We start from the raw sequence: 12,812 nt of genomic DNA on the forward strand, positions 1-12,812 counted from the left end.
CCAAACCAGCAAGGATGGCTTCGATTGTGGTCGGGCATGACCTCAACTCAGGCAGCATGACCATTCAGACTGGGAAAACCGCGACACAATGGTTACAATGCCGGCCGTTGCAGCGCGCTTGCGGATGTAAGTGAAAGCTGTAGTACGACGACCGGGTCTGGCTAGTCGGCAGACAGGTCTTTGACCCTAATGAAAGTAGGATGGCGCAAATCGTGAGTGCAGCTGAGGCAATCGCAGATAAAATAAAATCTCCGTTATTCAGATTAGGTTTAATCATTAATCCATGGGCTGGGGTCGGCGGCTCCGTGGGTCTCAAAGGCAGTGACGGGGTGGCGGTGCAAGCGTTAGCGCTCGGGGCTGTGCCCCAGGCCCAACAGCGGGTTGCCGCTGCGTTAACTGAATTGCTGCCGTTGCAATCCGAGCTTGAGATCCTGACGGTGGCAGCTGATATGGGGGCAACACTGGCCAGCAGTATGGGTTTTGCTGTCAGGGTGGTCTATGCGGCGGCGCAACAGCCTTCTACTGCCCAGGATACCGAAGCCGCAGCGAAAGCCTTGGTTGCGGCAGGTATCGATTTACTGTTGTTTGCCGGTGGTGATGGCACTGCCCGCAATATCTGTAGCAGCGTGGGGGCTGCGACCACAGTGCTTGGCATTCCGGCCGGTTGTAAAATCCATTCCGGCGTCTATGCCATCACGCCTGCTGCGGCTGGTAAAGTGGTGGCGCAGATGGTGCGCGGCGAGTTGGTGACAGTGCAGGACGCGCAGGTGATGGATATCGATGAAACCGCCTTCCGCCAGGGCACTGTGCGCGCCAGACGTTACGGCGAAATGCAAATTCCCAGCGAGTTGCGTTATGTGCAAAGCGTTAAAATGGCTGGCAAGGAATCGGAAGAACTGGTGCTGGATGATCTGGCAGCTTATCTGGTCAGTCAAATGGAAGATGAGGTCCGTTATGTAATGGGCTCTGGCAGTACAGTGGCTGCTGTGATGCAGCAGCTTGGTTTGCCCAATACCTTACTGGGTGTTGATGTGGTGGAAAATGGTACTGTGCTCGCCTCGGATGTGACGGCAGAGGCGCTGTTACAGCTGGTGACGCCGGGCGCCACCCGATTGGTGATCACCCTGATTGGTGGTCAGGGCCATATCTTTGGTCGCGGCAATCAACAACTGTCGCCTGCAGTGATCCGGGCTATTGGCCGCGAGAACATTCTGCTGGTGGCGACCAAACATAAATTACAACAACTCCAGGGCCGGCCGCTGCTCAGTGACAGTGGCGATGCCCGTTTGGATCAACAGCTAAGTGGCATGATCAAAGTGCTGGTTGGTTATAACGACTATGTGATGTACCGGATAGGATTTGAGGAAGAAGATGCAGCAAACTGAGTTGTTTATTCAGGCAATCGCCGATTATTTTGATCAAAGTGTCGCCACCGCCAGCGATGATCAGTTATTTGCCGCCGGTTATCTGCGCGGGCATGTTGATTTAGCGGTGGGAACCTTACAGCTGTCAACCGCTGAGTTTAGTCAGACTGAATTGGTGCAACAGGTCGAGCAGAGTCTGCAACACGCGATTACGGCTGGCGAACTGACACCGGCGGATCAAAGTCTGGTGCGGCAGATCTGGACTGAGTTACAGCAACTTGCCGTATAAGCTGGCTGGCATGTTTGCCAGGTTCTGGTTGTGAGACTCGACAGTCAGCCGCGAAATGCGCCTCTGACAAGACAATTGTGACTTTTTCAGCTAGCATAGTGGTTTTTTCCGGGATGACTGATGGTCATCCGTCTTTTAACGTCGCCTGATGGCGCATAGCAAGAAGTGATCTTTATGTCGACATTCACTACGCTCGAACAACACGCCAGTTATGGCATTGGTCTGCAAATGGGTCAGCAACTGGCTGATAATCCGTTTGATGGCCTGGACATCGCTGCAGTGGCGGCTGGTTTGGCTGCAGCTTTTTATGGCGACGAGCCAGAAGTGTCAGAAGACCAAATCCGTGCTGCTTTTGAAGTGATTAGCGCCCGGATGCAGGAAGTTCAGGCTGAACAAGCCAAACAGGCCGCTGGTGCCGGTGATGCTTTCCTGGCTGAAAACGCCAAAAAAGCCGGTGTTACAGTCACTGCATCTGGTCTGCAGTTTGAAGTGCTGGTGCAAGGTGATGGTGAGAAACCAACACGTTCATCGACAGTCCGTACGCATTACCACGGTACTTTAATCGACGGTACTGTGTTTGACAGTTCATACAATCGTGGTCAGCCGGCAGAATTCCCGGTCGGGGGTGTAATTGCAGGCTGGACTGAAGCGCTGCAGATGATGCCGGTTGGTTCTAAATACCGCCTGTACATCCCACATCAACTGGCCTACGGTGAGCGTGGCGCCGGTGCTGCTATTGCACCATTCAGTGCTTTGGTGTTTGATGTCGAGTTGCTGGCTATCGTGGCGTAATGCTGCGGTAGTACTGATAAACAAACCGATAAAAAAAGCGCCAATGGCGCTTTTTTTATGCATAAGATACCATCCATACAGTTAATCGTAAGGATTGTACTTATGCTTTTTCAGTTGGCTGGCCATCACCATCAGCACCATCAATAAATAACCGGCAAAAATTAACCGCATCCAGAAAGGCATTGAATAGCCCATAAACTGCCAGGCCACTTCACCGCAGATGCCGGTTGGTTTGAAGATAGCAGGGAACCAGCTATCAAGCGGCAACCAGGTTGGGAATTCAGCAAAGATACCACAAGTCGAAAAGCCGCCTGACCGAACTGTTTCTTCCACCAGCACCTGATCATGGGCGATTTTTAGCCCCCAGCCTGCGGCAATTGTCCAACCGCTATAGGCCAACCAGCGGCCAGCGCCGTACTGATGCGTCCAAAGTCCCACTAAGCCTGCCAACAGGATACCGACAATGGCAAAACGCTGATATACACACATAATGCAAGGTTCGAGACCCAGACCATATTGAAAAAACAATGCAACTAACAATAAAGTCAGGGCGGTTAATGTTAATAAAACCCAAGGCCAACGTTGTTTTGGCCAACGAGCCACTGCTGCAAACATCCGATTTCCCTTGTTGGTCAACTTGTTATTCCAAAGTGACAATCTAAGCGAAAATCATTGTTAAAACAACCTTTGCGATAAACTGAGCCACGCAATTTTTATTGCATGGCTTGTTAACTGTTTTGTCTCTGGTACAATCAGTCGCAATCATGGTGAGACAGACAACAAGAACGGACAAATCCGGATGACCAATCTGATAAAAGCGCAAAGCCCGGCAGGTTTTGCTGAAGAATATATTGTTGAATCCATTTGGAATGGTAAGTTTGCCCCCGGTTCCATTCTGCCGGCTGAACGTGAATTGTCCGAACTGATCGGCGTCACTCGCACCACGTTGCGGGAAGTATTACAACGTCTGGCGCGTGATGGCTGGCTGACTATCCAGCATGGTAAACCAACGAAGGTCAATAACTTCTGGGAAACCTCAGGCCTGAATATTCTGGAAACACTGGCGCGGCTTGATGAAGAACGGATGCCGGAATTGGTCGATGAATTATTATCAGCCCGCACCAATATCAGCGCTATTTATATTCGGGGTGCCATTAAAACGCATCGTGAGCAAGTGATTTCGGTGTTTGCCGGTGCTGAAAACTTGGCCGATACCGCCGAAGCTTTTGCCGATTTTGATTATCGGCTGAATCATGAACTGGCGCTGCACTCATCAAATCGCATTTATGTGCTGATCCTCAATGGTTTCCGTGGTTTATATCGTAAGATCGCGACCTTTTATTTCTCGCAGCCGGAATCCCGTGAATTGGCCCGCAAATATTACCATCAGCTCAAACTCTATGCTGAAGCCGGCAAGCATGATGAAGTGGTGTTTGCTGTGCGTAAGTACGGTAAAGAAAGTGGTAAAGTTTGGTCAGCACTCAGACCAGATATTCCAAAAGATCTGGTGGAATAGCCCCGAAAAAACTCCGCACTGCGGAGTTTTTTTTCGGGCGAAATCGAGCGACTGTTGACGCGGTTTTCCAATAATGAACCAGCGCGGACTCTGTTCAGAGCCGGCTTAACTGGGATCATGGCCCAAGCCGATGAAAAAAACTGCGCTTCGGCTCTTGTCCTGAGATAGTAGGCTGCTTATTATGTCACGGCATAAGTTATAACTTTTTGTTATAATTTAGAGTATGACCACAGGTGCTGATAAGCTGTTGCCAGCGGTGACAGGTCGCAGCATGCAATCGTATTGGATAGTCTGGCCAGGCAACTGCTGCTTTATTGGCTAAAAGCCGGCGGGTCCAGCCTGTCTGCGCTGTCGCAGAGATTCTGTTAGGGTTGCCAGTATCAGCATAGGTTTCACGTAATGTTAGTCACTTACACCTCAGTAAAGAGTACAGAAATGTCAGCTACAACCGAGTCGAATCCGTTAAAACAGCAAGAAATCTATCTGGATAACAATGCGACCACCCCCGTACTGGCCTGTGCCGCTGCCGCGGTGATGCATCATATGCAAACTTGCTTTGGCAATCCAAGCAGCAGCCACAGCACAGGTCTGAAAGCAAAAGTTGAACTGGAAGCGACCCGCGCTTTAGCACGCCAGGTGATTGGTGCCAGCAGTGGCCAGATAGTTTTTACTTCAGGCGCGACTGAAGGGATCCAAACGTCGATTGTATCGGCATTATTAGATGCGCGTAGTCGTAGCCTGACTGGGCCGGAAGTATTGCTGTTATATGGCGCGACCGAGCATAAAGCGGTGCCGGAAAGTCTGAAGCACTGGAATCAGGTGCTGCAATTAGGCGCCACTGTGATGGCCATCCCGGTTGATCAACATGGGGTATTGGATCAGACGTTTATCCGCCACAAGCTCCCGGCGGCAGCGTTAATCTGTACTATGGCGGCGAATAATGAAACTGGTGTCAAACAAGATTTAGCGGCGCTCGATCAGTTGATCCGCAGTGTCAATCCAACGGTACGCTGGATGGTTGATTGTGTACAGGCGCTTGGTAAAATGTCGCTGGATATTGCTAATACCAGCATCGATTACGCGCCCTTCAGTGGTCATAAATTGTATGCACCTAAGGGGATTGGCTTTTTGTATGTCCGCTCTGGCAGCCCTTACCGGCCTTTTATTGCCGGTGGCGGCCAGGAAAGTGGTCTAAGATCGGGCACTGAGAATTTACCGGGTATTGCAGCATTACATGCCATTTTTACTGAACTAAATAAAACCACCGGTTCTGTATTTCAATCCGAAACCATGTTATGGCAGCATCGGCAGCAACTACTCGACGCATTAAGGCAGGTCTTTCCGGCGTTGGTGCTGAATAGTCAGCAACCTTATATAGTACCGACCACGCTGAATTTCTCAGTACCTGGGTTTTACAGTAAAGATATCATGGATTTATTTGACGCTGCGGGTATCCGTGTCAGCTCCGGCTCGGCCTGTAGTTCTAAAGTACCAACCAGCTTTGTGCTGGATGCGATGGGGCTGGATACCTGGCGTAGTCAAGGTGCGATCCGGTTATCCTTTGGACCTGCGATGACAGTCGAAGAATGTCAGCAGGCCTGTACCGCCATTCGTCGGCTCAGTCGCATCGTGCAGCAATGCTGCCTGGTGTTATCTGATGTTGAACCTTTGGCTGATTTGGCGATTGGCGGCCTGACGCAACTCAAGCATGAAGATATGTGCAGCTATTTGCTGGTCTGCGAGCAAAGCCGCAGTGCTGTGATTATTGATCCGGTGCCAGCCTTAGCCAACCGGCTGGCGAATATGGTGCAGGGTCATCAACTGAACCTCATCGCTGTGCTGGATAGCCATTTACATCAGGATCATCGCTCGGCGAGGGTAGATTTAATGACGTTGCTCAGCCAGCAAACGCAGGCGGTCGATGCGCTTGGTTGGCCTGTCAATGAATTGCAGCTTAGCTTGGGTCAGTATCAACTGAAACTGCTGGCGACGCCTGGTCATAGTGCCGAAAGTCGCAGTTACCTGTTGTATCAGCAACAACAGCTGGTGGCGGCCTTTGTTGGTGATTTGCTGCTACCAGGTGGCACCGGCAGGCTGGATTTAGCCGATTCGGATCCGCTGGCGTTTTGTCAGTCGTTGACGCAGTTACAGCGTTATGTTGCCGCCGACACAGTGCTGTTATCCAGCCATGACTATGCACAGCGCTTTTTTACCAGTTGGCGGCTCGCCTGCCAGGAGCAACCGCTGCTGGCGGATTTAATTGAACAACAGCAGCCGCCAAGCGCCTGGCTGAACCAGCTACAGCAACAGAATGCCGCGCTGGCAGCACAGAACCAATACAGTTGCGGTATTGTTGAAGTGTGTTGGTCAGATGCCAAAGCCGTGATCGAAACCTCAGAATTAGCGGCCTTTTTACAAGCCAAACCGCAAACCGTACTCGTCGATGTGCGTGAGCCTTATGAGCAAAGTGCGGGCATGTTACAGCAGTTTATTCCGACTGGTTGTACTGTGCTGCAATTACCATTGACCCGGCTTTGTGATGCACTGATGAGCGGAGCGTTAACACAGGCACAACCGTTGTTGTTGGTTTGTCGTTCTGGTAACCGCAGTTTAGTGGCCGCGAAAGTGCTAAACAGGGCCGGTTTCAGCGAAATTTATAATCTCAAGGGTGGCATCGCCATGTTGAACTGATGGCTGGATTGCCAGACGAGCACAAATTTATTTGTGATCGCCTGGCAGCTGCTCGCATTAGTAAAAGAAACGTTGCAATGGGTTTAATAATCGGGTCAAGCCCTGTTTAAATTCCAGCGGTGCCGTCAGCACTGATAAGCACAAGCAAGGCTCATCACTTAAATTGCGCGGCGTATGGGTATGATCCGGTGTATTGATAATCAGATCACCAGCGGCATAACGACCCATTTCATCGACCATTTCACCTGCCAGTACCAGGGTGATCTCCAGTCCTTTGTGGGTATGTAGCGGCACTTCAGTACCTGTATCAATACAGAGCAAAGATAAATGATGCTCAGCAGTGCCTGGCAACTTTGCTGTGGCAATACCGCCTAAACTCAGCCATTTACTGCGCTTTTCGGCGATCCGTTGCAAACTTCGTGGCAGCTTAAACTGATGTTCGCCCACTTGCAGTGAGACCTCGTTGGCAGCAGCTTTGTGCACAACTGTTGTAGCAGGAGTGGCCAGAATAGTATCTAACATCTGTTGCCAATCTTGCCCTTGCGCTGCCGCCGCTGGCTGTTGCGCCAGGCTGCAGGCTAAGTCTGCTTCAATATCACGGTGCAATGACTGACAATGTGGACAAAAATCCAGATGAGCAGCCACCACCAGTGCCACTTCCGGCGTCAAAGTCCCTTCGCTGTATTGTTCCAGCAAACTCAGGCTGGGATGAAATTTAACTACGTGGGCCATCGATCGCCTCTCTTAATCTGTCTAATGCCAGCCGGATCCGTGATTTTACTGTCCCCAGTGGAATACCTAATTGTTCTGAAACTTCCTGATGCGATTGTTCTTCCAGGTAGACTTTTTCCATCACCAGCCGTTGTGCTGGGGGCAGCGCATCGAAATAAGGGGCCACTTTTTCTGCCACCAAATACAGATCCCATTGTTGACTGTGGTTACCTTCCTGTTCAGGGTAATCACCGTTTTCCCATAAATCGTCGGCACTGATGTCGTCTTTACGGCTTTGTTTTTTCCGCAACATGTCAAAACGCACATTGCGGGCTATGGTAAAAATCCAGGTCGAAGCACAACCTCGGCTGGCATCAAATAAAGCAGCTTTTTGCCATACATTGAGCATAGTGTCCTGAACCATTTCCATCGCTTGTTGTTCATTGCCGAACATCTTGATACCAAAAGCTTTTAATCTTGGTGCAAAATAGCTAAACAACTCTGCATAGGCTTTTTTATCCCGATGCACGGCCACAACGCCTAAGGCTTCTTCCCACTGACCCAGTGCAAGCACTGGCGTTATTTCATTTGGTGAACTCATGCAGGTGCTCAGATGACTGATATCCGCGCCATGATGACCTGTTAGTCCCGACGGATCCAACATTATTTATATCCTCAGCCAGAGTTGAACCGGCAAATAAAGCATTTTGCTACTGTGATTAAATACGCAACCATAGTTCGTTCAGACCTCCAGTTTTCAATGAATAAAATAGAACGATTAAAGTGATTTAATCTTATTTTCTGTCTAAAAAGTTAGATATAGAATAGTGGCATCTAAGCAAGAGGTGCGGTATGAAAAATATTCTGGTGATTAAAAGTTCAGTAAGTGCAGGTCAGGGTCATTCCAATCAACTGATTGATTTCTTTTTACAACAAGTGCCTAGCACTGTGGCCGTGCAGCAAGTGGATCTGGTGGCAACGCCATTCCCTCATCTGGAAATGGCGGATTTAGCCGCCTGGAGTACGCCTGTCGACGAACGCACAGCTGCACAACAGCAACTTGCTGCTTTGTCAGATGATGCTATTGCAGCGGTACAAGCGGCAGATTTAATTGTAGTTGGTGTGCCGATGTACAACTTTGGCCTGCCGAGTCAGTTAAAAGCCTGGCTGGATCGGATAGCCCGTGCCGGCGTGACTTTTCGTTACACCGAGACTGGCCCTGTTGGCTTGCTGGCGGATAAACCCGTGTTAGTGGTGGCAAGCCGCGGTGGTATTTATCGCGATACCCCAAATGACACCCAAACGCCATTTTTACAAAGCATCTTCAACTTTGTCGGTTTAACTCAGCAGCATTTTGTCTATGCCGAAGCGTTAAATATGGGGCAAGCTGAGCCTGCCATCGCCGCTGCGCAAGCCGAACTGGTCAGCCTTGCCCAGCAATGGTTACGCTAATAAGTACTAAGACGCCATCCTGACTTCGCTTTGTGCTTAGGCAGTCTAAGCCGCTGCAATCAGTTTCGTACCTTGTCACAGTCTGGTTCCCCATCGCCGGACTGTGACTTTTTTTTGCGTTGCTCGCGGCATGCTTTTTGACTTGCCGGGACTGTGCTTAAACGCAGAAGTTTGAAATTCTGTCGCTTCCTTTGTATAACTGATACACCTCAATCCGACTTAAATATTAACTCAATGAAATCACAAGTATTTCCTTTGCATGCTTTGTTGCTGGCAACAACGCTTGCGCTCAGTGTGCAGCCGCTCAGCATCAAAGCGGCTGAAACTCAAACCTATCAGACCACTAGGGTACAAGTGGCTTCGCAAGCAGGGGAAACCCTGATGACACTGGAGCAGGCGATGGCGCATCCTGACTGGCTGGGGCGTCAGCCAGAAGCTGCCTTCTGGGGTTATGACAGTAAAACTGTTTATTACCAGCGCAAGCAACAAGGCAGCGAATTACGGGATTGGTTTGCCCAGCCGGTCGCCAACAGTAACCAACCACAACAGGTCAGTTTGCAGCAATGGGATGATATTGGCGAGCAACTGCAGATTTTCTCTGCCGACGGTCAATATGTGGCCTGGACTTTTGAAGGTCAGGTGATGGTACGGCAGCTCAGAACCGGCTTGACCAGTCAAATCACCCGTAATCATAAGATGCACCAAGGCCTGCTGTTCCTGCAGGATGGCCGGTTGAGTTTTCGCCAGGGCTGGGATTTTTATGCCGTTGATCTAGCCGAAGGCTTAGCCAAAGGCCGTGTTAGTTTAATCGCCAGTTTGAGCAATGCCAAAGCGCCGGCAGAGCCTGCTACCCCGGACAGTTATCTGGCGCGCGAACAGCACAAGCTGATAGGCTTTATTGCGTTGGAACACAAAAACGCGCAAGACCAATTCCTGCATGAACAACAACTGCAACAGCAAAGTGATGCGTTAGCGCCAAAGCCTATTTATCTATCGGCGGATAAACAAATTGTGGGCGCCTATATGTCGCCAAAAGCAGATCAGTTGGTGGTGGCTCTCGGTGACAAGGACAGCCAGCAAGCACGGGATATCATGCCAAACTATATCACTGCCACCGGTGATATTGCGGCGCAACCGGTGCGCAGCCGGGTGCATGATGCTAAGCCAGAAAGCCAGCAGTTGCTGCTGATCGATCTGAAAACCGGTCTGCAAAGAACATTATCTTTTGCTGATCTACCTGGCTTTGATGAAGATGTGCTGGCAGCGGTGAAAACGGAAAACGCCGTCCGTGCTGGTAAAAAGTACACCTCCGTCAAAGCGCCACGCGCCATCAGTCTGTTAGGGGGTTGGGGCAGTCAGGATGCACCGGTGCGCTGGAATAATGATGGTACTGCCGTCGCTGTGATGCTTAGAGCCTGGGATAACAAAGACCGCTGGCTGGCGACTGTCGATCTGAAACAAGCCAAACTGGTGAATCAACATCGGTTACATGATGATGCCTGGGTCAATTACAGTTTTAATGACTTTGGCTGGAATAAAGCCGGCGACAGCTTATGGTATTTGTCAGAGCAGTCGGGTTATTCGCATTTATATTGGCAACCACTGCACAGTAAAGCCAAAAAGCTGACAGCCGGCACTTTTGAAGTCAGTGATCCGGTGTTAAGCCGCGATGGCAAGAGTTTTTATTTCCGTGCTAATCCGTCGCATCCTGGTATCTATAACCTGTTTAAACTGGATATAGCATCAGGTCAGCAGCAACAATTAACCGCGCTGACCGGCAATCTTAGTTATCTGTTGTCACCGGACGAGCGTAAAATTTTGCTGACGTATTCAACGTCAGTGCAGTTACCAGAATTGTATCTGATGGAGAATCAGCCGGCGGCTAAGCTGCAACGTCTGACCTTTACTACCTCAGAGCAGTTCAGCAAAATGGCATTGCAAGCGCCCCAGGTGATTGCAGTACCCTCTAGTCATGGTCAACAACCGGTTTTTGCCAAATTATATCTGCCAAAGGATTACCAGCAAGGTCAGAAACGACGGGCGGTGATTTTTAACCATGGTGCCGGCTATCTGCAAAACTCTGATTTAGGTTGGTCGAATTATTTCCGCGAATTTTTCTTCCATAACCTATTAACCCAACAAGGTTATGTGGTGCTGGATATGGACTATCGGGCTTCTGCCGGTTATGGCCGTGATTGGCGCACCGCGATTTATCGCCGGATGGGCACGCCGGAAACCGAAGATCTGATGGATGGCGTCAAATGGCTGGCTGAAAATGCCAATGTGGATGTGAAACGGATCGGCACTTATGGCGGTTCTTACGGCGGTTTTATGACCTTTATGGCGATGTTTACCCAGCCGGACTTGTTTAAAGCCGGTTCCGCGCTGCGGCCGGTCGGTGATTGGGCGTATTATAACCATGGTTATACCTCTAACATCCTCAATACGCCGGACGTGGATCCGATAGCTTATGAGCGCAGCTCACCGATTTATTTCACCCAAGGGCTGAAAAACCAGTTATTAATCAATGCGCCTATGGTGGATGACAATGTGTTTTTCCAGGATGTGGTGCGGGTGGTGCAACGTTTAATCGAGCAGGAAATCAATAGCTTTGAAACTGCTATTTTCCCGGTTGAACCTCATGGTTTCCGTCAGCCAAGCAGTTGGCTGGATGAATACCGCCGGATTTATAAGCTGTTTGAACGCGAATTGTAAAAGACGCTGTCACAGATGAAGTGATCTGAATACTGTTTACTCTCGATCCCCCGGTGCCAGCCGGGGGATTTTTTTTATCGGGGTTACGTAGCAAAAGTCCAGCCGTAACATGGCCGCGGCAACTCTGGTTCATATTCAGTTATCGCTCGTTGTGATAGATGAGGAGTTGATAAAAATATTACAATGATGAGTCACTTATTGTTTTTTTAAGCATGTGGTTGCTAGTTTGGTGTTAGCTGGAATTGGTTCCAGTGTCGAGCAAAAAAGGAATGCAAAGATGAAATTAACACTTCTCAAGTCACAACTGGTCAACTTGTCGCCAGATAAAGAAATTCTGCCTAATGACCAAGTGCTGCCAAACGAACTGACACCACAGGCTGCGGGCGGCAATTCGACCATGCCACCAATGCTGACCGGTGATGAAAACTGCGGCACTGGTTATTGGTCAATTAATTTCTGCCTTTGATTCAGGCAGTCAGGGCGGAAGCGTCGCTTCCGCCTTCGTCGCACCGGTCTCAAGGTTGGTCATCCGAGCACAGCGATAGCGCTTAGCGTTGTAACCAAGCAGGATCCCAGTCTTGTTGTAGCATAAATTCGACCGGTTCAGGCCAGTTGCAAAACTCGAGCGAAACACCGGAGTAGGGGTGTTGCAACTGTAACTGGGCGGCGTGCAACAATAACCGAGGAGCAGCTTGTTGCGCTGCCTCTGGTGCATACAGCGCATCACCTAAAATCGGATGGCCGATCTGTTGTAAATGCACTCTGAGCTGATGCGCGCGACCAGTATGTGGAAAGAGCGCCAGCAAGGGATGACCGTCCGCAGTGATGTCGGGTAAGGTGCGATAAAAGGTGTGTGCGCTTTTGCCCTGTTGCCAGCAGACTTTATTGCGCGGTGGCGCAGTTAAATCCGCAATCAGTGGCAATGCAATATCGCCAGTTGACTCAGCTGGGCATGACCAGACTCGCGCCAGATAGACTTTTTTCACCAGGCGATTGGCAAATTGTTGTTTCAGATTGGCTTCTGCTTTGCGTCTTAACGCAAAGACCACGAGCCCAGAGGTCGCCATATCCAGCCGATGCACCAGCAAGGCTTGCGGAAATTGTTGTTGCACCCGACTGAGCAAACAATCTGCCAAGTGCTCGCCGCGGCCAGGGTTGGTTAATAAACCGCTTGGTTTGGCAACCACCAGCACATCTTTATCCTGATGTAATATATGCAGTGGACTTTGTGGCGGCTGGTAAAGAAACGACGCTGGCATATGTTGAAAAATCCTCTGGCTGC

Annotated in this window: 12 protein-coding genes; 8 read left to right on the forward strand and 4 right to left on the reverse strand. The window is 50.1% G+C overall.

All coding sequences use genetic code 11. From position 1 onward, the window contains the following. The first annotated feature begins 200 nt into the window (after positions 1-200). From AC53GJ_RS10065 to bamJ, 3 genes are all read left to right on the forward strand, one after another. Positions 201-1,385 (forward strand): ATP-NAD kinase family protein, encoded by a 1,185-nt coding sequence (locus AC53GJ_RS10065; protein ID WP_496732545.1) that lies wholly within the window; start codon positions 201-203, stop codon positions 1,383-1,385. Then, complete coding sequence (locus tag AC53GJ_RS10070) at positions 1,372-1,653, forward strand: YfcL family protein (protein ID WP_496732546.1); 282 nt, start codon at positions 1,372-1,374, stop codon at positions 1,651-1,653. Before AC53GJ_RS10065 ends, AC53GJ_RS10070 begins: the two co-directional genes overlap by 14 nt. 174 nt (positions 1,654-1,827) lie before the next feature. Continuing rightward, positions 1,828-2,445 (forward strand): BamJ family beta-barrel-assembly machinery protein, encoded by a 618-nt coding sequence (bamJ, locus tag AC53GJ_RS10075; RefSeq protein ID WP_496732547.1) that lies wholly within the window; start codon positions 1,828-1,830, stop codon positions 2,443-2,445. A gap of 81 nt (positions 2,446-2,526) precedes the next feature. Here bamJ and dsbB read toward each other — a convergent pair whose 3' ends face one another. Continuing rightward, the gene (dsbB, locus tag AC53GJ_RS10080) at positions 2,527-3,060 is read right to left on the reverse strand and encodes a disulfide bond formation protein DsbB (RefSeq protein WP_496732548.1); all 534 of its coding nucleotides are present in this window, start codon (positions 3,058-3,060) and stop codon (positions 2,527-2,529) included. 184 nt (positions 3,061-3,244) lie between these two features. On the opposite strand from dsbB, the gene fadR reads away from it, so the two are divergent. Together fadR and AC53GJ_RS10090 are read left to right on the forward strand one after the other, a co-directional pair. After that, positions 3,245-3,961: a fatty acid metabolism transcriptional regulator FadR gene (gene fadR / locus AC53GJ_RS10085; RefSeq protein ID WP_496732549.1), complete on the forward strand. Its 717-nt coding sequence runs from the start codon at positions 3,245-3,247 to the stop codon at positions 3,959-3,961. Between the two features lie 435 nt (positions 3,962-4,396). Next, positions 4,397-6,652, forward strand: a complete 2,256-nt coding sequence (locus AC53GJ_RS10090) for an aminotransferase class V-fold PLP-dependent enzyme (RefSeq protein WP_496732550.1) — start codon at positions 4,397-4,399, stop codon at positions 6,650-6,652. Positions 6,653-6,709: 57 nt separating this feature from the next. On the opposite strand, the gene AC53GJ_RS10095 is transcribed toward AC53GJ_RS10090, so the two are convergent. After that, entirely contained in the window at positions 6,710-7,384 is a 675-nt protein-coding gene (locus AC53GJ_RS10095) for a ChrR family anti-sigma-E factor (protein ID WP_496732551.1), read from the reverse strand. Then, complete coding sequence (locus tag AC53GJ_RS10100; protein ID WP_496732552.1) at positions 7,368-8,027, reverse strand: sigma-70 family RNA polymerase sigma factor; 660 nt, start codon at positions 8,025-8,027, stop codon at positions 7,368-7,370. The genes AC53GJ_RS10095 and AC53GJ_RS10100 overlap by 17 nt, the downstream gene beginning before the upstream one ends. A gap of 188 nt (positions 8,028-8,215) precedes the next feature. Here AC53GJ_RS10100 and AC53GJ_RS10105 point away from each other — a divergent pair, with 188 nt between their 5' ends. From AC53GJ_RS10105 to AC53GJ_RS10115, 3 genes are all read left to right on the forward strand, one after another. Then, complete coding sequence (locus AC53GJ_RS10105) at positions 8,216-8,815, forward strand: FMN-dependent NADH-azoreductase (RefSeq protein WP_496732553.1); 600 nt, start codon at positions 8,216-8,218, stop codon at positions 8,813-8,815. A 234-nt stretch (positions 8,816-9,049) separates the two neighbouring features. Continuing rightward, positions 9,050-11,530 carry a S9 family peptidase gene (locus tag AC53GJ_RS10110; RefSeq protein WP_496732554.1) on the forward strand — a complete coding sequence of 827 codons (2,481 nt, stop codon included), beginning with the start codon at positions 9,050-9,052 and terminating at the stop codon, positions 11,528-11,530. A gap of 277 nt (positions 11,531-11,807) precedes the next feature. Then, entirely contained in the window at positions 11,808-11,996 is a 189-nt protein-coding gene (locus tag AC53GJ_RS10115; RefSeq protein WP_496732555.1) for a hypothetical protein, read from the forward strand. A gap of 82 nt (positions 11,997-12,078) precedes the next feature. Here the strand turns inward: AC53GJ_RS10115 and AC53GJ_RS10120 are convergent, their stop codons facing one another. Next, positions 12,079-12,789 (reverse strand): pseudouridine synthase, encoded by a 711-nt coding sequence (locus AC53GJ_RS10120; protein ID WP_496732556.1) that lies wholly within the window; start codon positions 12,787-12,789, stop codon positions 12,079-12,081. Positions 12,790-12,812: the final 23 nt, after the last annotated feature.

The sequence above is a fragment of the Rheinheimera sp. B2H12 genome, from assembly GCF_059620065.1.

Excerpts from the sequence above, each read along its gene's own strand:
- AC53GJ_RS10065 (WP_496732545.1), top strand. The coding sequence starts at position 201 with ATGGCGCAAATCGTGAGTGCAGCTGAGGCAATCGCAGATAAAATAAAA.
- AC53GJ_RS10070 (WP_496732546.1), top strand. The coding sequence starts at position 1,372 with ATGCAGCAAACTGAGTTGTTTATTCAGGCAATCGCCGATTATTTTGAT.
- bamJ (WP_496732547.1), top strand. The coding sequence starts at position 1,828 with ATGTCGACATTCACTACGCTCGAACAACACGCCAGTTATGGCATTGGT.
- dsbB (WP_496732548.1), bottom strand. The coding sequence starts at position 3,060 with ATGTTTGCAGCAGTGGCTCGTTGGCCAAAACAACGTTGGCCTTGGGTT.
- fadR (WP_496732549.1), top strand. The coding sequence starts at position 3,245 with ATGACCAATCTGATAAAAGCGCAAAGCCCGGCAGGTTTTGCTGAAGAA.
- AC53GJ_RS10090 (WP_496732550.1), top strand. The coding sequence starts at position 4,397 with ATGTCAGCTACAACCGAGTCGAATCCGTTAAAACAGCAAGAAATCTAT.
- AC53GJ_RS10095 (WP_496732551.1), bottom strand. The coding sequence starts at position 7,384 with ATGGCCCACGTAGTTAAATTTCATCCCAGCCTGAGTTTGCTGGAACAA.
- AC53GJ_RS10100 (WP_496732552.1), bottom strand. The coding sequence starts at position 8,027 with ATGTTGGATCCGTCGGGACTAACAGGTCATCATGGCGCGGATATCAGT.
- AC53GJ_RS10105 (WP_496732553.1), top strand. The coding sequence starts at position 8,216 with ATGAAAAATATTCTGGTGATTAAAAGTTCAGTAAGTGCAGGTCAGGGT.
- AC53GJ_RS10110 (WP_496732554.1), top strand. The coding sequence starts at position 9,050 with ATGAAATCACAAGTATTTCCTTTGCATGCTTTGTTGCTGGCAACAACG.
- AC53GJ_RS10115 (WP_496732555.1), top strand. The coding sequence starts at position 11,808 with ATGAAATTAACACTTCTCAAGTCACAACTGGTCAACTTGTCGCCAGAT.
- AC53GJ_RS10120 (WP_496732556.1), bottom strand. The coding sequence starts at position 12,789 with ATGCCAGCGTCGTTTCTTTACCAGCCGCCACAAAGTCCACTGCATATA.